A 15,853-nucleotide genomic window follows, 5' to 3' on the forward strand; every position below is an offset into this window, starting at 1 on the left:
CGAGTGCTCCGGCAGGGTCAGAGGCGGCCGGCCTCGCGTGCCGCCGTCTCGGTGGCGTCGAGCTTGCGTTCCACGAGGTCGAGGCCGCGATCCCAGAAGCCGGGGTCGGCCAGGTCGATGCCGACGATCTCGCCCAGTTCCTGCGGGCTGCGCGACCCGCCCGCGCGGAGCAGTTCGAGGTACCTCGGCACGAACGCCTTCCCCTCCGACTCGTACCGCCCATATATCGCAAGCGCGAGCAACTGCCCGTAGGCGTAGGCGTAAACGTATCCGGGCGTGGCGATGAAGTGAGGCACGTACGACCACCACGTCCGGTAGCCGTCGGTGACCTCGACCGCGTCGCCGAGCATCTCCTCCTGCGACGCCGCCCACAGCTCGCCGAAGTGCTCGACCGACAGCTCGCCCTCCTCACGCCGGTACGTGTGCACGAGGTGTTCGAAGCGGTTCAGCGCGACCTGGCGGAAGACCGTCATGATCGAGCCCTCGACCGATTCCGCCAGCAACGCGAGCCGCGACTCCGGCGTGGGCGCGCGTTCCAGCAGGCGCCCGAAGACCAGTGTCTCGCCGAAGACCGAGGCGGTCTCGGCCAGCGTCAGCGGCGTCGCCATGTGGAAGATGCCCTGCTCCGCGCCCAGCGCCGCGTGGACGCCGTGCCCGAGCTCGTGCGCGAGCGTGAGCACGTCGCGGCGCATGTGCGTGTAGTTGAGGAGCACGTAGGGATGGACGCGCGGCGTGCCGTAGGAGCAGAACGCACCGCCGCGCTTGCCGGGCCGGACGGGTGCGTCGATCCAGCGCTCGTCGTGGAAACGCCTGACGATGGCGCCGAGCTCGGGCGAGAAGTCCGCGTAGGTGTCGTTCACGAGGTCACGGGCCTCGCGCCACGGCACCCGCTCCTCGTCCCGTGTGATCGCGGCCATGCGGTCGTAGTCGGCGAGCCTGCCGAGTCCGAGCAGCCGCGCCTTGAGCCGGTACCAGCGGCGCGGGAGTTCGTAGCGGCCGCGGACGGCTTCGAGCAGCGCCCGCACCGACTCGTCGGTCGCCTCGTTCGCGAGGTTGCGGGAGGCGAGCCAGTGCGGGTACGAGCGCAGGCGGTCGTCGGTCGCCTTGTCGGCGAGCAGCATGTTGAACGCGTAGGCGCGGGTGCGCAGACCGGGCTGGAGCGCGGCGCTCACCCGTTCGGCCGTGTCGCGGCGGATGTCGCGATCGGGCGAGTGGAGGCGCGCGAGCGCGGTCTCGAGTGCGGCCGGCCCCTCCGCCAGCTCGACCTGGATCGCCGACCGCTGCTCCTCGAACAGCCGCACCCACGCGGTGCGCCCCGACACCGCCTTCTCGGTGAGGATCTTCTCCGCCGTCTCGTCCAGCAGATGCGGCCGGTGGCGCCGCGCGGTGACGAGATGGTGGCGAACGAAGCCGAGCCCGTCGGCGGCCAGCAGCTCCTCGGCCTTCGTGTCGGGCAGCGCCGCCCATTCGAGCTGGAAGAACACCAGTGCCGTCTCGATGCCGGTGCGCTTCTCCTCGACGCGTTGCAGCAGCGCGCCGCGTGCGGGATCGGCGGTGTCGATCGAGAACGAGAGGTGCGCGTACGTTCCGGCACGCGTGACGAGTTCCTTGATCTCGCCAAGCTCCGTGGCGGCGCCGGCCAGCCCCGGCCCGTCCAGCTCGCCGACCTTGCCGGCGTGCTGGGCTGCGAACGCGTCGGCGCGGCGCCGGGCCTGCTCGAGCAGGGCCTCGACCGCGGACGCCGGGTCGCCGGCGTCCGCTATCAGATGGCCGAGGTCCCAGGAGACCTCAGCGAGCTCGGGATCATTCGGGCCATGAGGATCATGAACGGTCATGGTTCCTCGACGTCAGCTCGCGAGCCGCGGGAAGGCGACGGGGCTGCGCAGGCCCTGCCGGTCGACGGCGCGCAGGCCGAACTGGACGTTGTCCTTGGCCAGATCGATGGTGGCCGTGGTGACGTCGCCGACGTCGATGCGGTGGGTCCAGTCCGCCGCCGTGGTCTCCCGCCAGACGACCTCGTATCCGGCGAGACCGGGGTCGGTGCCGCGGTCCCAGGTGAGCGTGGTGCTGTTGGTCAGGAGCGCCGAGACGATCTGCACGTTCTTGGGGGTGCCGGGGCCCTGGGCCAGCGACCACAGGGCGGCGCCGTTCACCTTGGCGACGCGCGCCATGTAGTCGAAGTCGACGAACTGCACCAGGTCACCGAACTGGACGCCGTTCTCGACGCGGACGTCCTGGTGTTCGTGGTCGTAGTTCTCCCGGGGCTCGGTGAATCTCGCCGCCGGAAAGCCCTGCCGCAGGAACGAGATGTGGTCACTGCCGCGCAGGTAGCGGTCGCGACGCCAGATCACCCGCACTCTCATGCCGGTCTGCTCGTTCTGCGCGACGCTCTGGACGAACCGCGCGAGCTGGCGCGACGGCCCGTCGTTCTCGCCGCCGATCGACTGCCGGATCGACGCCTCGGCCGGCGTCTCGGTGGTCGGCACGCCCTCCACGAACAGCCGCACCGTGTGGGGATCGGGCCGCGTGCCGTCCCAGGCCCGGCTCGCCCCGACGATGTCGTTGCTGACCATGCCCTGCACGTCCGCGCCGGACTCCTTCATCCGCGCGGCCATGTGGGCGGAGCCGTAGAGGCCCTGTTCCTCACCTGAGACCGCGGCGAAGACCAGGGTGCCCCGCGTGCGGCGCGTCGCGAACAGGCGGGCGAGCTCCATCACGACGGCCACCCCCGACGCGTCGTCATCGGCGCCGGGCGCGTCGCTGGTGGCGTTCATGACGTCGGTGACCCGGGAGTCGAGATGCCCGGTGATCACGTACACCCGTTCGGGTGAGGCGTCACCGCGCAGCGTGGCGATGACATTGGTGATGGTGGTCGGCGCCGGTATCCGCGGCGAGACGGGCTGGACGAACGACTGTTTCTGCACGGTCATGCGGCCGCCCGAGGCCGCGGCGAACTCCTGCATCCGCGCGTACACCCACTCGGTGGCCGCGCCGATGCCGCGCACGGGATCGTCCTGGCTGGACAAGGTGTGCCTGGTGCCGAAGTCGACCAGCCGCTTGACGGTGGCGCTGATCCGGTTGCGGTCCACCTCCCGCAGCAGGTCCCGCAGGTCCTTGCCGGGCCGCTGGGGGGTGATGGGCCGGCCGGGCCCGGGAGCGGGTGCCTGGCCGGCATCCGCGGACGCCTGGTCCGCGAGGAGGGGAGCCGAGGCCGCGGTGACGGCGGTGGCGGAAAGGAACGCACGGCGGCTGGAGCCTGCGCGCCCGCGAGCGTCACGTTTCTCCATGAACCGAACTAATACGACATTCAGTCACAAGTCCACCACCAGATCCCGCGCTCCCCAGCGCTGACCGGATCCGGGCGGCCCGTCGCGGGCGTTCACACCACCCAGGAGACTCCGGCGCGAGCGGTCGCCAGACCGGCGTCGCGGTAGATCCGGCGGGGGGATCCTCCTCGGAATGGGAACCGTCGGGAGTCCACCTGCGATAGCGGGATCATGAGCCTTCCCTTCTGAATTGCCATTTCGAGGCTATCGGCGAAGGCCGCGCCGGCGGAACGGTAAGAAAGGCTTAGGCGGAAGGGTCCAGAAACAGGCAAGGCTCACGCGGAAGGGTCCAGAAACGCACTGCCCAGGCGAACGGGACGACAGGTCCAATGCGTGCGAGACCCGCACGATCGACCATATCTTTGCACGTCACCAGGTTAATTTCGGCCCATCTTGAACATACACTCATCATCCGATGGCCGGGTGCCGGAATATGCGTCATAATGATCACGGAGTGGAACGTGGGCGAAAACCTCTTGCCACTTACGAACGACGACGGCGGAGATCGGGAAACCGCCGAGATGCTGATCATTCGAATGTCGGCCCGCGCGCTCATCCGGGAGGCGGCCGGTCATGTGCGAAGCCTCAACAGCGTCATGGAGAGACTGGAGCGCCTCGTCGGCCCCGACGCCGAGCCGGAGGTCACGGTGCCGTTCCAGCGCCCGGGCGGCTGCGAGCACGAGCATGAGCACGAGCACGAAGCCGCGGTGGCGGCGCGCTCGGAAGCGGTCGGCAAGCTCACCGTGCGGGAGAGGGACGTGCTGGACCTGCTCGTCCAGGGCCTCTCGAACCGGCTCATCGCGCGCGCTCTCCGCATCTCCGAACCCACCGTGAAGAACCACCTCCACGCCATCTTCCTCAAGCTGGAGGTCGCCGACCGCACCCAGGCGATCGCGAAGGTCCTCGGCACCGCCCCGCCGGAGGGCGTGCGCAGAATGAGCGGATGACCCCGTCCCGGCGCTGGGCGCCGCCGGAGGAACTCACCCGGTTCCGGCGAGGTCCTCCATGGCTTCACGGATCATGGCGCGGCTCGCCGGCGGGGGCAGGGCGACCTTCTCGAGAAGGCGCCAGGTGCCGGTGAGGTCGCCATAGGCGAGGTCGATGCCCAGCGCCCCGTGGACCGTCGACACCCGGTCGTCGAGATGGGGGAACTCCATCACGTCGAACGCGCCCTCCAACCCGGCGTGCGCGCCGACGCTCATCGGGATGACGCGCACGGTCGCCCGGGCGTCCTCGGACAGCGTGATCAGGTGGGCGAGCTGGTCCCGCATGACCTCCGGCCGCGGTGCCGGCCGCGTGATCGCGGTCTCGTCCAGGATCACGTCGAGGACCCGCCGCCGCCCGCCGGGCCGGTGCCGCTGCCGGTTGTCCAGCAGGTCCCACTCGCGGTCCACGTCCACGCCGGGGACCTGGTATTCGAGGCACATCCGCGCGTACGCCTCGGTCCGGACCAGCTCGGGCAGCACGAGGATGCCGTAGGTGTGGATGACCGGCGACTCGGACTCCAGCGTGAGCAGGTCGCGGACCAGCGCCTTGATCCGCCCGGCGTGCCCGGCGAGCCAGGGCGGCCCGGCCTGGCGGGTCGCCAGGTCGAGGAGCACGGTCCGGATGCGGTGCTGGGGCACCTCGTACCGATCCAGGGTGAGCCGCACCTGGTCGGGGGTGACCTGCTCGAATCCGGTCTCGAGCCGGATGAGCCAGGTGACCTCGCAGCCCACCACCTCGGCCGCCTCGTCATAGGAGAGCCGGAGCGCCTCCCGGATCTGCCGGAAGTGGCGCCCCAGCCTGCGCGCGTTGATGTTCGGGGCTCGGTAGTCGACCGCCATGACGGACCTCCACCGCCAGTGTCGGTCACGCTGAGCGAGCCCGTCCCGCGAATCCGTGAAGAGGGACCCGCTATCCAGGATGGATCTCGCCTCCGGCCGGGACGAGGTTCTGGCCGGTGTAGTACGACGACAGCTTGTTGCTGGCGAAGAAGACGTAGGAGGGCGCGATCTCGTCGGGCTGGGCCGGCCGTCCCATGGGCGCCTGCTCACCGAAGCCCTCCACCCGGTCCGCCTCGAACGTGGCCGGGATGAGCGGCGTCCAGACCGGGCCCGGCGACACGCAGTTGACCCGGATGCCGCGTTCCAGCAGGGACTGCGCCATCGACTGGCCGAAGGTCATGGCCGCGGCCTTGCTCGCCGAGTAGTCGATGAGGGTCTTGTTGCCGCGCAGCCCGTTGATCGACCCGGTGATGACGATCGACCCGTCGTCGGGCAGGTGGTCCAGCGCGGCCTGCACGGTCCAGAAGAGGCTGTACACGTTGACGCGGAACGTCCGGTCGAGGTCACCGGTGTCGATCTCCCGCACGTCCTTGACGGGTTCCTGGGTCCCGTGGTGGAGGACGAGCACGTCGAGGCCGCCCAGTTCCCGGGCCGTTCGCGTGACGACGTCCCGGCAGTGCCCCTCGTCGGCCATGTCCCCGCCGAGCGTGAGGCACCGGCGCCCCTCGGCCTCGACCAGGCCGGCCGTGTGCCGGGCGTCGGCGTCCTCTTCCAGGTAGGTGATCGCCACGTCGGCCCCCTCCTTGGCGAACGCCGCCGCGACCGCCCGGCCGATCCCCGAATCACCGCCGGTGATCAGGGCTCGTCGGCCCGCGAGGAGCCCGCGCCCTTCGTAGCCGCGCATCTCGTCGTGCGGCTCCGGCTCCATCGCGCCGGTCTCGCCCGGATACCGCTGGCTCTGGCCGGGAGGCCCACCCATGACATCCCCCTCTGGTCGCTGCAGGTTCCGCAGTCGCCCTACCCCGATCACGGTCGTCAAACGTGTTGTCACGCACCATTTGCCCTGCATAAGGGCCAGATGGCCGGGTAGGCGAAGAGAATCCACAAGCGAAAGGGATGATGATCATGCCTAATCCCCAGCAACCGGAGATGCGGCGGTCGGAACAGACGGCGGTGACCGAGGAGGGCGTTCCCGAGGCCACCGATCCGAAGAAGACGGGCGGCAAGGGCCACGCCCACGGCACCGACAAGGGCGACAAGGGCGGCGGCGAGGGCGGAGGCGTCCCGCCTGATCAGCAGCCCCCGCATCCGGCGTAGCCGAGTGACCGAGGTGAGCGCGGTCCGGGCCGGTGACGCAGGCCTGGGCGCCCCGCCGACCTTCGGCGTGGAGGAGGAGTTCCTCCTCGTCGATCCGGAGAGCCGTGAGCCGAGGCTCCGCGCTTCGGAGGTCCTCGGAAGGGCCGGCGACCACCCGTCCCAGGGCGCGGGAGCCGCGTTCCACGCGGAGCTCCTCGGTACGCAAGTGGAGGCCGCGACCGGCGTCTGCACGGGGTGGTCCGGGCTGCGCGGTCAGCTGCGCGAAGGGCGGGAGCGACTGGCCGAGGCGGCACGGGCCGAAGGGCTCCTGCTCGTCTCCGCGGGGACACCCGTGCTGGCGGGGCCCGCCTCCGCACTCACCTCGGGTGGCGACGCGCCGGGTGAACGGTTCGAGCGGATCCGGCGGCTGTACGAGGGAGTGGTCGCGGACTACCAGGCGTGCGGATGCCACGTGCACGTCGGAGTCCCGGACCGCGAGGCGGCGGTGGCCGTGGTCAACCACCTTCGGCCGTGGCTGCCCACGCTGCTCGCATTGTCGGCCAACTCCCCCTTCGACCACGGCCGTGACTCCGGCTACGCCAGCTGGCGGATGGTGGAGCAGTCCCGTTTCCCCGGCTCCGGAGTCCCGCCGAGGTTCACCTCGGCGGCGGACCATGACCGCCAGGTGGACCGGCTCGTCGAGTGCGGCGTGCTGGTGGACAGGTCGATGACGTTCTGGCTGGCGCGCCCGTCGCCGCATTTGCCGACCGTGGAGGTGCGGGCCGCCGACGCCGTCGCCACCCTCACCGAGGCGGCGCTGCAGGCGGCGCTGACGCGGGCGCTGGTGGATGTCGCGCTGGCCGAGTCGGCGGCCGGACGTGAAGCGCCGGAGGTGGACGCCCAGGTATGCGCCGCCGCTGTGTGGAGCGCGGCGCGCTACGGGATGGACGGCCCGGCCGTGCATCCGTTCGACGGGCGCCGGGTGCCCGCGCGAGCCCTTCTCGATGAACTGATCACGGTGGCGCGACCGGCGCTGGAGAAAGCGGGAGACCTGAACGACGTGTCAGCGGCACTGGCCCGGCTGGACCGGGAGGGCGGCGGCGCGCACAGGCAACGGCTGGCGGCCCGTGCCGGGCTCCCGGCGGTCGTGGACATGCTGGCGCGCCGGACGACGGAGGACCGATGACCACTCGCCCGATGGTGAAAGCCCCTCCCCAGCAGGCAGGCGGCGCGGCGCCGAGAACAGAGGCGCCGCCCTTGCCGGAGCCTCGCGGCCCGCTATCGGAGACGCTGCTCGCGGCGCTGCGGGAAGGTCCGCGGAGTCCCCGGGCCGAGTCGGCGCTGCCGGCCACGGCGGCCGGCTCCGACCCTCTGGGGGAAGACCTTCAGCTCGCGCTGTACGCCTGTTACGAGCTGCACTACCGAGGGTTCGCGGGCGTGGCCCCCGAGTGGGAGTGGGAGCCGTCGCTCCTCAGGTTGCGCGCGTCCATGGAACGCGAGTTCCTGATGTCGTTGCGCGAACGGGTGCCCGGCGGTGACGACGTCTCCGGCGTCATCGAGGAACTGCTGGTGGAGCCCGTGGACGCGGACGGCGTGAGCCACCATCTGCGGGACGCCGGGGAGCGGTGGCAACTGCGGGAGTACATCGCGCACCGTTCGATCTACCACCTCAAGGAGGCGGATCCCCACGCCTGGCTGATCCCACGCCTCGACGGCCGGGCCAAGGCCGCCCTGGTCGCGGTGGAGTTCGACGAGTTCGGCGGCGGACGGGCGGAACGCATGCACTCGCGGTTGTTCGCCGACCTGATGGAGGAACTGCACCTCGACCCGGCCTACGGCGCCTACCTGGATGTGGTCCCGGCGGTGATGCTCGCGACGGTCAACATGATGTCGATGTTCGGCCTGCACCGGGCGTCGCGCGGAGCCATGGTCGGCCATTTCGCGGCCGCCGAGATCACCACCGCGCCCAGCGCTCAGCGGTTGGCGCGCGCGCTGGAACGGCTGGATGTGGGCCCGCGGGGTCTCCGCTTCTTCACCGAGCACATCGAGGCGGACGCCGTACACGAGCAGGTGCTGCGCCGGGAGGTGATCGGCGGCCTGCTGGAGTCCGAGCCGGAGCTCGCCTCCGACATCGTGCTGGGGGTCCAGGCCACCGGCCTCCTGGAGGACCGGCTCGGCGATCACCTGCTCGGCTGCTGGCGTTCGGCTCCGGCACGCTCCTCGCTGCGGCGTCCCCTGCGGGACGCCGGGCGCCCCCACCTTGATCACGGAGGTCGTTGAGCCCGATGTTGTTGCTGCGTCCACCAGGCGTGTACCGGCCCCAGAGCGATACCGATCTGCTCAGTGAGACCCTGAGGCGCACCCCCGTGCCGGCGGGGGCGCGGGTATTGGACATCTGCACCGGGACGGGCGCCGTCTCAGTGGCAGCGGCCCGCCTTGGCGGCTGCCGGGTGACCGCTGTCGACGTCTCGACGCGCGCGGTCCTGGCGGCCCGCCTCAACACGATGATCCGCGGGTTGCCGGTCCGGGTCCTGCGGGGAGATCTGTTCGCGCCGGTCCATGGCCAGGTCTTCGACGTCATCCTGGCCAACCCGCCGTACGTGCCGGGACACTCGGCCCTGCCTTCCCTGCACAGCCGCACCCGGGCCTGGAACGCCGGTCTCGACGGCCGGCGCCTGCTGAACCGTATCTGCGCACAGGCCCCGCGGCACCTTGCCCGGGGAGGCACGCTGCTCATCGTGCAGTCGGCGCTGAGCGGGGTGACGCCGACCCTGGAGGCCCTGCGGGACGCCGGGATGACGGCCTCGGTGGTCGCGCGCAGCACAGAACCCTTCGGCCCGGTCATGCGGGCCAGGGCGGGCGTCCTGGAGGAGCGGCGGCTGATCCGCCTCGGGCAGCGTCACGAGGAACTGGTGGTGATCCGTGGTGACCGAGCCGAAGACTGACGCGACCCGGGTGACCGTGGTGCCCGGCGGCCCCGTCCTGGTGGAGGGCCCGGTCGAGGTCACCCTCGAAGACGGCACCGTCGTGCTCTCCGACCGCTTCATGACGGCGCTGTGCGCCTGCCGCCGCAGCCGCGCCTACCCGTTCTGTGACACGAGCCATCGGCGCCGCGTCCGAACGGACAGAGACGGCGACAGCGACAGAGACGGCGACAGAAACAGCGACAGAGACACAGACGGCGCCGAGTCCTGACCGATCCGCTGACCCTTCCTGATCAGGTCCTGAAGAAGAGATCCCGGTTGTCCGCTCTGGAGATGAACCTCCAGGCGGGGTGACGTCCGTACATGGGATGAGCCGGTGCTTCGGTGAACTGACAGGGGAGACGATGCGTGATCAAGACATGAAGCTGACGGAAGTGGCCGAGTCGGGCCTGACGACACGGCGGGGCACGTTCCGCGCCGTCGCGTTCCGGGACCCGATCGACCGGCACGAGCACATGGCCCTTGTCTTCGGTGAGACGAGCGCGCGGCACGACGTCCTGGTGCGGATGCACTCCGAGTGCATGACGGGAGACATCTTCGGCGCGATGCGCTGCGAGTGCGGGGAGCAGCTCAACGCGGCGCTCGACGCGATCGTGAGCGAGGGCGCCGGGGTCCTGGTGTACCTGCGGGGGCACGAGGGCCGCGGCATCGGCCTGGTCGCCAAGGTACGGACCCACATTCTCCAGGACGAGCAGGGCCTCGACACGATCGACTCCGCGACCACGCTCGGGCTGCCCGTGGACGTGCGCGACTACGGCCCGGCGGCCCGCGTGCTCCACTACCTGGGCATCCCCTCGGTGCGCCTGATGTCCAACAACCCGGACAAGGTGAGCGCCCTCGAGTCGCACGGGATCACGGTGGCGGCGCGCGTCCCGATCCTGGCGCCCGCGCACGCGGGCAACATCGCCTACCTCACGGCCAAGCGCGACCGGCTCGGGCACGACCTGCCGCAGATCGCGCGCGACAACGTGGGAGGTGCGTGTGGCTGAGCCGGCCGGCCAGGGACACCTGCTGCCCGTCGCCCGCGCGGCCGCGGCGCTGGGGCGCGACATCGTCCGGGCCCGCGCGCCGTTGTCGGTGACGGCGAAGGGCGACCGCGACATGGTGACCGATGTCGATCTGGCCGTCGAGGACGCGGTCCGCGCCTTCCTGACACGGGAGACCCCGGAGATCGGGATCCTGGGGGAGGAGCACGGCCACTCCGGCGCCGCCGACGGCTCGCTGTGGTGGGCCCTGGACCCGGTGGACGGGACCGCGAACCTCGCGCGCGGCATCCCGCTGTGCGCGGTCTCCCTCGCGCTCGTCGACGGGCTGCGGGGCGTGCTGGCGGCGATCGAGCTGCCGTTCCTGGACGTGGGCTACAGCGCGGCCGAGGGCCGGGGCGCCTACGCCGGGGATGAGCGCATCAAGGTCTCGGAGGTCGCGGACCTGCCCGCCGCCATGATCTCCGTGGGCGACTTCGCGCTGGGTGAGAGCGCGGAGGCCGAGGCGAAGAACCGGGTCCGCCTCGCGCTGCTCGGCAGCCTGGGTGCGCGGGCCCAGCGGATCCGGATGATCGGTACGGCGGCGATCGACCTGGCGTGGGTGGCGCAGGGCCGCCTCGACGCGACGGTCATCCTGTCGAACCAGCCCTGGGACACGATGGCGGGAGTCCTGCTCGTCCGCGAGGCGGGCGGCGTCGTCCTCGACCGTGACGGCACCGACCACACGGCCGGGTCGGCGGCGACGATCGCCATGGCACCCGGGCTGCGGGCCCAGCTCATGGAGAGCCTCGGGAGTTGCCATGCGGTCGCATGACTCCTGGTTGCTCGCGGGTGGCGGCGCGCAGCCGGTCCTTCTGGCGGTTCTCTGGGCCGGCTTCGGCCTGGGCCCGGCGGCGTGGCTGGCCGGAACCGCCTACGCCGTGAGCCTGCCCACCCTGCTCACCCTCGCGCAGCGGCGATCGGGGCGCCGCAGGCTGGGACCGGCTGATCGCGTCACGCTCGCCCGCGCGGTCCTCGTCGGCGGCGTCACCGCCCTCGTCGTGGAGGGCTGCGTGCACGGCGCGGCGGAGGGCGCGGGTCTGGCGATCCTCGTGGTGCTGGCCTCCGTGGCGCTCGTCCTGGACGGGGTCGACGGGCAGGTCGCACGGCGGACCGGGACGGTGTCCCGGCTCGGCGCGAGGTTCGACATGGAGGTCGACGCCTTCCTCATCCTGGTGCTGAGCGTCCACGTGGCCTTCATCGCGGGGCCATGGGTGCTGGCGATCGGAGCCATGCGGTACGTGTTCGTCGTGGCCGCGTGGGCCCTGCCGTGGCTGCGTGCGGAGCTCCCACCGAGCCTCGCCCGCAAGGCCGTCGCCGCGCTCCAGGGGATCGCGCTCGTCGTGGCCGGCGCCGGAGTGCTCCCCGTCCTGGCCGCGAGCGCCCTGGCCGGACTGGCGCTGGCGGCTCTCGTGTGGTCGTTCGGACGCGACGTCGCCTGGCTGTGGCGTGCGTCCCTGGCTCCGGAGGGTGAGGATGGAACGCGTCGCACGCGCCTTCTGGCTGCGGTCTCCTGAGCAGGGCGAGATCCGGGCGACGGGTCTCCCCGAGGCCGGCCCGGACGAGGTACTGGTCCGGACGCTGTATTCCGGGGTGAGCCGGGGCACGGAGACCCTGGTCTTCCAGGGGCGTGTGCCCGAGAGCCAGTACGAGGTGATGCGGGCGCCCTTCCAGGAGGGTACCTTCCCCGCACCCGTCAAGTACGGCTACCTCAACGTCGGTGTGGTCGAGGACGGGCCGCCCGGGCTCCTCGGCCGGACCGTCTTCAGCCTCTACCCGCACCAGACCCGCTTCGTGGTCCCCGCGGACGCGGTGACGATCGTCCCCGACGCGGTGCCACCCGAGAGGGCGGTGCTGGCCGGGACGGTGGAGACGGCCGTGAACGCGCTGTGGGACGCGGCGCCGCTGGTGGGGGACCGGATCGCCGTCGTCGGGGCCGGCATGGTCGGCTGCGCCGTCGCCAGGCTGCTCGCCGGTCTCCCCGGCGCGCGGGTCCAGCTGGTGGACATCGATCCGGAACGCGAGGCCGTCGCCAAGCGGCTCGGCGTCGCGTTCGCCTCACCCGGCCAGGCGGAGGGGGAGTGCGACCTCGTGCTGCACGCCAGCGCCACCGAGGCCGGGCTCGCCCGATCCCTGGAGCTGCTCGCCAGGGAAGGCGAGGTCATCGACCTCAGCTGGTACGGAGACCGGCGGGTGGCCGTGCCGCTGGGGGAGGACTTCCACGCCCGCCGTCTCTCCGTGCGCAGCAGCCAGGTGGGCTCGGTCTCGCCGGCACGGCGCGCCCGGCGGACCCACGCCGACCGCCGGGCACTGGCGCTCGGCCTGCTCACCGACCCCGTGTACGACGTGCTCATCACCGGCGAGAGCGACTTCGAGGATCTGCCGGATGTGCTGTCCAAGCTGGCCTCAGGCGCGCTGCCCGCTCTGTGCCACCGCATCACCTACAGCTGAGAGGAACGCCTGTTGTTCAGCATCACCGTTCGCGACCACGTGATGATCGCCCATAGCTTCCGCGGCGAGGTCTTCGGGCCCGCACAGCGGCTGCACGGCGCGACCTTCGTCGTGGACGCGACGTTCCGGCGTCCCGAGCTCGACGCGGACAACATCGTCGTCGACATCGGGCTCGCCACCCGGGGACTGGGGGAGCTGCTCGGCGAGCTCAACTACCGCAACCTCGACGACGAGCCGGCGTTCGCCGGGGTCAACACCTCGACCGAGTTCCTGGCCAAGGTCATCGCCGACCGGCTCGCGGAGCGCGTGGACCAGGGACTCCTGGGCGAGGGGGCACGCGGCCTGGCGGGGATCACCGTCACGCTGCACGAGTCGCACGTCGCATGGGCGAGTTACGAGCGCACCCTATGAACCTTCCCTACGTCGTCCTGCCGGGCGATATCGACGACACGTCCGCACCCAGTGGCGGGAACGTCTACGACCGGCGCCTGTGCGAGCACCTGGCGACAGCGGGCGAGATCCCGGTGCCGGGAGCCTGGCCGCGGCCGGACGAGGCGGCGAAGACCGACCTGACGCGGGCGCTGTCGGCCCTGCCCGACGGCACGGTCGTGCTCCTCGACGGGCTCGTCGCGTGCGGTATCCCGGACATCGTGGTGCCCCATGCGCGCCGGCTCCGGCTCGCGATCCTGGTGCACCTGCCGCTCGCCGAGGAGACCGGGCTTCCAGCCGAGGTGGCCGCCGAGCTGAACGCGCTGGAGCGCGAGACCCTGCACGCGGTGGACGCCGTCGTGGCCACGAGCTTCTGGGCGGCGCGGCATCTGGTCGACCACCACGGGCTCCCGGCGGAACGTGTTCACGTCGTGCCGCCGGGTGTCGACCCGGCCGCTCCGGCCGAGGGCACGGAGGGCGGGACGCGGCTGCTGTGCGTCGGCTCGCTGACCCCGCGCAAGGGGCACGACGTGCTCGTCGAGGCCCTCGCGGCCGTGGCACACCTGCGGTGGAGCTGCGTGTTCGCCGGTCCGTCAAGCCGCTCCCAGGGCCATGCCGAAGACCTGCGGCGGTCGATCGAGGACCACGATCTCGCTGACCGGATAGAGCTGGCCGGACCGCGCACCGGCGAGTCGCTGGACGCCGCGTACGCTGACGCCGACCTGCTGATCCTGCCGTCCCGCGCCGAGACGTACGGCATGGTGGTGACCGAGGCGCTGGCGCGGGGCATCCCCGTGGTGGCGACGGCGGTCGGCGGCGTACCGGAGGCCCTCGGGAACGCTCCGGACGGCGGGACGCCGGGAATCCTCGTGCCACCGGACGACGTGACGGCGCTCGCCGGCGCCGTGCGGCAGTGGCTGCGTGACGGCGAACTGCGGAGGCGGCTCCGGTCCGCCGCGCAGGAACGGCGGCGCACCCTCGCGGGATGGGAGGAGACCGCGCGCCGCATGGCCGCGGTCCTGGACCGGCTCGCTCCGGGTTTCAGCCCCGAGTGGCTGGCCTTGCGGGAGCCCGCCGACGCCGCGGCTCGTGCCACGCAGCCGCTCGACGTGCTGCCGAGCCTCGACGATCTGCCGGAAAAGGGGGCGCGGTGGGTCATCCGCGATCTCGGCTGCGGCACCGGTTCGATGGGACGCTGGCTCGCCGGGCGGCTCACCGGCCCGCAACACTGGATCCTGCACGATCGTGATCCAGAGCTGCTCCGGCACGCGGTCGGCGGCATGCCGGACCAGGCGGGCGACGGCAGCCCCGTGACCGTCGAGACGCGGGAAGGCGACCTTTCCGATCTTCGTGCCGCCGATTTGGCGGGGACGTCGCTGGTGACCGCCTCCGCGCTGCTCGACGTGCTCACGCCCGCCGGGATGACCGCGCTGGTCGAGGCGATCGTGGCGGCCCGGTGCCCGGCCCTGCTCACGCTCTCGGTCATCGGCATGGTCGAGCTGTCCCCTGCGGATCCCCTCGACGGCGTGATCGAGGCCGCGTTCAACGACCATCAGCGGCGGTCCGGGCTTCTCGGCCCCGCCGCCGCGGCCGCCGCCACCGAGGCGTTCGAGCTTCGCGGCGCCAAGGTGCGCTCCTATCCCAGCCCGTGGCTGCTCGGACAGCCCGACCAGGCCGCGCTGACCGCCGAGTGGCTCCGTGGCTGGGTCGGGGCCGCCTGCGAGCAGCGGCCCGACCTGAAACCCCAGGCCGGCTACTACCTTCGCCGCCGCCTCGACACCTGCGCGCAAGGCGAACTGCGCGTCGCGGTCCACCACACCGACTTGCTCGTGGAGCCAACATGAAGCAGACCCTGTGCGGAGTGGTCATCCTGAGCGTCCTCGTGTGGTGGCAGAGCACGGACGCCTTCGTCGACGCCATCCGCGTGATCGACGCCCGGTCGGTGGTGGCCGCGCTCGCCATCGGCGCGCTGACCACCGTGCTCAGCGCCGCGCGGTGGAACCTGGTGGCCCGAAGCCTCGGGTTGCGGCTGCCGATGGCGAGGGCCGTCGCGGACTACTACCGGGCGCTGTTCCTGAACGCGGTGCTCCCGGCGGGCGTGCTCGGCGACGTCCACCGCGCGGTGAGCCACGGCAAGCAGGAGGGTGACGTCCGCAAGAGCGCGCGGGCGGTGTTCGTGGAACGGGCCGCCGGCCAGGCCGTCCTCGTCGTCGTCGGTCTCGCCGTCATGGTGTCGGCAGGCGGACTGGCGCCGGGCTGGGTCGTCGGGGCAGGGCTGCTGGGCGCGCTCGCCGTGCTCGTCGTGCTGGCCGTGGGGTGGCGGAGCATCTGGCCGGGCGTGCTGCTCCTTTCGGCAGCCACCCTGGCCGGGTATGTCGGGCTCTTCCTCGTGGCGGGACGTCTCGCGGGCGTGACCGCTCCGATCGCCGACCTCGTGCCGCTGGCGCTCGTGGCCCTGGTCGTGATGGCGCTGCCGGTGAACGTCGGCGGCTGGGGACCGCGCGAGGCCGCCTCGACCGTGGCGTTCGGCGCCGCCGGGCTCGGCGCCGCGCAGGGCCTCACCGTCGCCGTGGTCTACG

Annotated in this window: 16 protein-coding genes and 1 pseudogene; 13 read left to right on the forward strand and 4 right to left on the reverse strand. The window is 71.8% G+C overall.

The window, feature by feature from the left end:
- Positions 1 to 17: 17 nt before the first annotated feature.
- Both F8566_RS02540 and F8566_RS02545 read right to left on the reverse strand, forming a co-directional pair.
- Positions 18 to 1,835, reverse strand: a complete 1,818-nt coding sequence (locus F8566_RS02540; RefSeq protein ID WP_151557514.1) for a M3 family oligoendopeptidase — start codon at positions 1,833 to 1,835, stop codon at positions 18 to 20.
- A gap of 12 nt (positions 1,836 to 1,847) precedes the next feature.
- On the reverse strand, positions 1,848 to 3,287 hold the full coding sequence (locus tag F8566_RS02545) for a M28 family metallopeptidase (RefSeq protein WP_151557516.1): 1,440 nt from the start codon (positions 3,285 to 3,287) through the stop codon (positions 1,848 to 1,850).
- A 500-nt stretch (positions 3,288 to 3,787) separates the two neighbouring features.
- Between F8566_RS02545 and F8566_RS02550 the strand changes: the two genes are divergently transcribed.
- Complete coding sequence (locus F8566_RS02550; protein WP_225992787.1) at positions 3,788 to 4,273, forward strand: helix-turn-helix transcriptional regulator; 486 nt, start codon at positions 3,788 to 3,790, stop codon at positions 4,271 to 4,273.
- Between the two features lie 33 nt (positions 4,274 to 4,306).
- Here F8566_RS02550 and F8566_RS02555 read toward each other — a convergent pair whose 3' ends face one another.
- Positions 4,307 to 5,152, reverse strand: coding sequence for a helix-turn-helix domain-containing protein (locus F8566_RS02555; protein ID WP_151557520.1), 846 nt, complete (start codon positions 5,150 to 5,152; stop codon positions 4,307 to 4,309).
- A gap of 70 nt (positions 5,153 to 5,222) precedes the next feature.
- A complete protein-coding gene (locus F8566_RS02560) occupies positions 5,223 to 6,071 on the reverse strand; it encodes an SDR family oxidoreductase (protein WP_151557522.1) in 849 nt (282 codons plus the stop codon).
- Positions 6,072 to 6,217: 146 nt separating this feature from the next.
- On the opposite strand from F8566_RS02560, the gene F8566_RS02565 reads away from it, so the two are divergent.
- The 12 genes and pseudogenes from F8566_RS02565 to F8566_RS52800 form a co-directional block, all read left to right on the forward strand.
- Positions 6,218 to 6,409, forward strand: a complete 192-nt coding sequence (locus tag F8566_RS02565) for a hypothetical protein (RefSeq protein WP_151557524.1) — start codon at positions 6,218 to 6,220, stop codon at positions 6,407 to 6,409.
- Positions 6,410 to 6,413: 4 nt separating this feature from the next.
- Complete coding sequence (locus F8566_RS02570) at positions 6,414 to 7,574, forward strand: carboxylate-amine ligase (protein ID WP_225992788.1); 1,161 nt, start codon at positions 6,414 to 6,416, stop codon at positions 7,572 to 7,574.
- 11 nt (positions 7,575 to 7,585) lie between these two features.
- On the forward strand, positions 7,586 to 8,668 hold the full coding sequence (locus F8566_RS02575) for an iron-containing redox enzyme family protein (RefSeq protein ID WP_151557939.1): 1,083 nt from the start codon (positions 7,586 to 7,588) through the stop codon (positions 8,666 to 8,668).
- Between the two features lie 5 nt (positions 8,669 to 8,673).
- Positions 8,674 to 9,333 carry a HemK2/MTQ2 family protein methyltransferase gene (locus F8566_RS02580; RefSeq protein ID WP_151557937.1) on the forward strand — a complete coding sequence of 220 codons (660 nt, stop codon included), beginning with the start codon at positions 8,674 to 8,676 and terminating at the stop codon, positions 9,331 to 9,333.
- A complete protein-coding gene (locus F8566_RS02585; RefSeq protein WP_318836384.1) occupies positions 9,314 to 9,583 on the forward strand; it encodes a CDGSH iron-sulfur domain-containing protein in 270 nt (89 codons plus the stop codon). The genes F8566_RS02580 and F8566_RS02585 overlap by 20 nt, the downstream gene beginning before the upstream one ends.
- 148 nt (positions 9,584 to 9,731) lie before the next feature.
- A complete protein-coding gene (locus F8566_RS02590; RefSeq protein ID WP_404800255.1) occupies positions 9,732 to 10,361 on the forward strand; it encodes a GTP cyclohydrolase II in 630 nt (209 codons plus the stop codon).
- Positions 10,354 to 11,169: an inositol monophosphatase family protein gene (locus tag F8566_RS02595; RefSeq protein ID WP_192809476.1), complete on the forward strand. Its 816-nt coding sequence runs from the start codon at positions 10,354 to 10,356 to the stop codon at positions 11,167 to 11,169. Before F8566_RS02590 ends, F8566_RS02595 begins: the two co-directional genes overlap by 8 nt.
- A complete protein-coding gene (locus F8566_RS02600) occupies positions 11,156 to 11,911 on the forward strand; it encodes a CDP-alcohol phosphatidyltransferase family protein (RefSeq protein ID WP_151557527.1) in 756 nt (251 codons plus the stop codon). Before F8566_RS02595 ends, F8566_RS02600 begins: the two co-directional genes overlap by 14 nt.
- Positions 11,871 to 12,845, forward strand: a complete 975-nt coding sequence (locus tag F8566_RS02605) for a zinc-dependent alcohol dehydrogenase (RefSeq protein ID WP_151557529.1) — start codon at positions 11,871 to 11,873, stop codon at positions 12,843 to 12,845. The genes F8566_RS02600 and F8566_RS02605 overlap by 41 nt, the downstream gene beginning before the upstream one ends.
- Before the next feature lie 12 nt (positions 12,846 to 12,857).
- A complete protein-coding gene (locus F8566_RS02610) occupies positions 12,858 to 13,256 on the forward strand; it encodes a 6-pyruvoyl trahydropterin synthase family protein (protein ID WP_151557531.1) in 399 nt (132 codons plus the stop codon).
- On the forward strand, positions 13,253 to 15,118 hold the full coding sequence (locus tag F8566_RS52580; protein ID WP_151557533.1) for a glycosyltransferase: 1,866 nt from the start codon (positions 13,253 to 13,255) through the stop codon (positions 15,116 to 15,118). The genes F8566_RS02610 and F8566_RS52580 overlap by 4 nt, the downstream gene beginning before the upstream one ends.
- Positions 15,115 to 15,528, forward strand: a pseudogene (locus F8566_RS52800) (lysylphosphatidylglycerol synthase transmembrane domain-containing protein); the annotation flags it as partial. The gene F8566_RS52580 and the pseudogene F8566_RS52800, both read left to right, overlap by 4 nt.
- Positions 15,529 to 15,853: the final 325 nt, after the last annotated feature.

Source organism: Actinomadura rudentiformis (assembly GCF_008923185.1).
Classification (GTDB): domain Bacteria; phylum Actinomycetota; class Actinomycetes; order Streptosporangiales; family Streptosporangiaceae; genus Spirillospora; species Spirillospora rudentiformis.

What these genes read in the sequence shown, in the direction of transcription:
- F8566_RS02540 (WP_151557514.1), bottom strand. Translation starts at nt 1,835, where the DNA reads ATGACCGTTCATGATCCTCATGGCCCGAATGATCCCGAGCTCGCTGAG.
- F8566_RS02545 (WP_151557516.1), bottom strand. Translation starts at nt 3,287, where the DNA reads ATGGAGAAACGTGACGCTCGCGGGCGCGCAGGCTCCAGCCGCCGTGCG.
- F8566_RS02555 (WP_151557520.1), bottom strand. Translation starts at nt 5,152, where the DNA reads ATGGCGGTCGACTACCGAGCCCCGAACATCAACGCGCGCAGGCTGGGG.
- F8566_RS02560 (WP_151557522.1), bottom strand. Translation starts at nt 6,071, where the DNA reads ATGGGTGGGCCTCCCGGCCAGAGCCAGCGGTATCCGGGCGAGACCGGC.
- F8566_RS02565 (WP_151557524.1), top strand. Translation starts at nt 6,218, where the DNA reads ATGCCTAATCCCCAGCAACCGGAGATGCGGCGGTCGGAACAGACGGCG.
- F8566_RS02575 (WP_151557939.1), top strand. Translation starts at nt 7,586, where the DNA reads ATGGTGAAAGCCCCTCCCCAGCAGGCAGGCGGCGCGGCGCCGAGAACA.
- F8566_RS02580 (WP_151557937.1), top strand. Translation starts at nt 8,674, where the DNA reads ATGTTGTTGCTGCGTCCACCAGGCGTGTACCGGCCCCAGAGCGATACC.
- F8566_RS02590 (WP_404800255.1), top strand. Translation starts at nt 9,732, where the DNA reads ATGAAGCTGACGGAAGTGGCCGAGTCGGGCCTGACGACACGGCGGGGC.
- F8566_RS02600 (WP_151557527.1), top strand. Translation starts at nt 11,156, where the DNA reads ATGCGGTCGCATGACTCCTGGTTGCTCGCGGGTGGCGGCGCGCAGCCG.
- F8566_RS02605 (WP_151557529.1), top strand. Translation starts at nt 11,871, where the DNA reads ATGGAACGCGTCGCACGCGCCTTCTGGCTGCGGTCTCCTGAGCAGGGC.
- F8566_RS52580 (WP_151557533.1), top strand. Translation starts at nt 13,253, where the DNA reads ATGAACCTTCCCTACGTCGTCCTGCCGGGCGATATCGACGACACGTCC.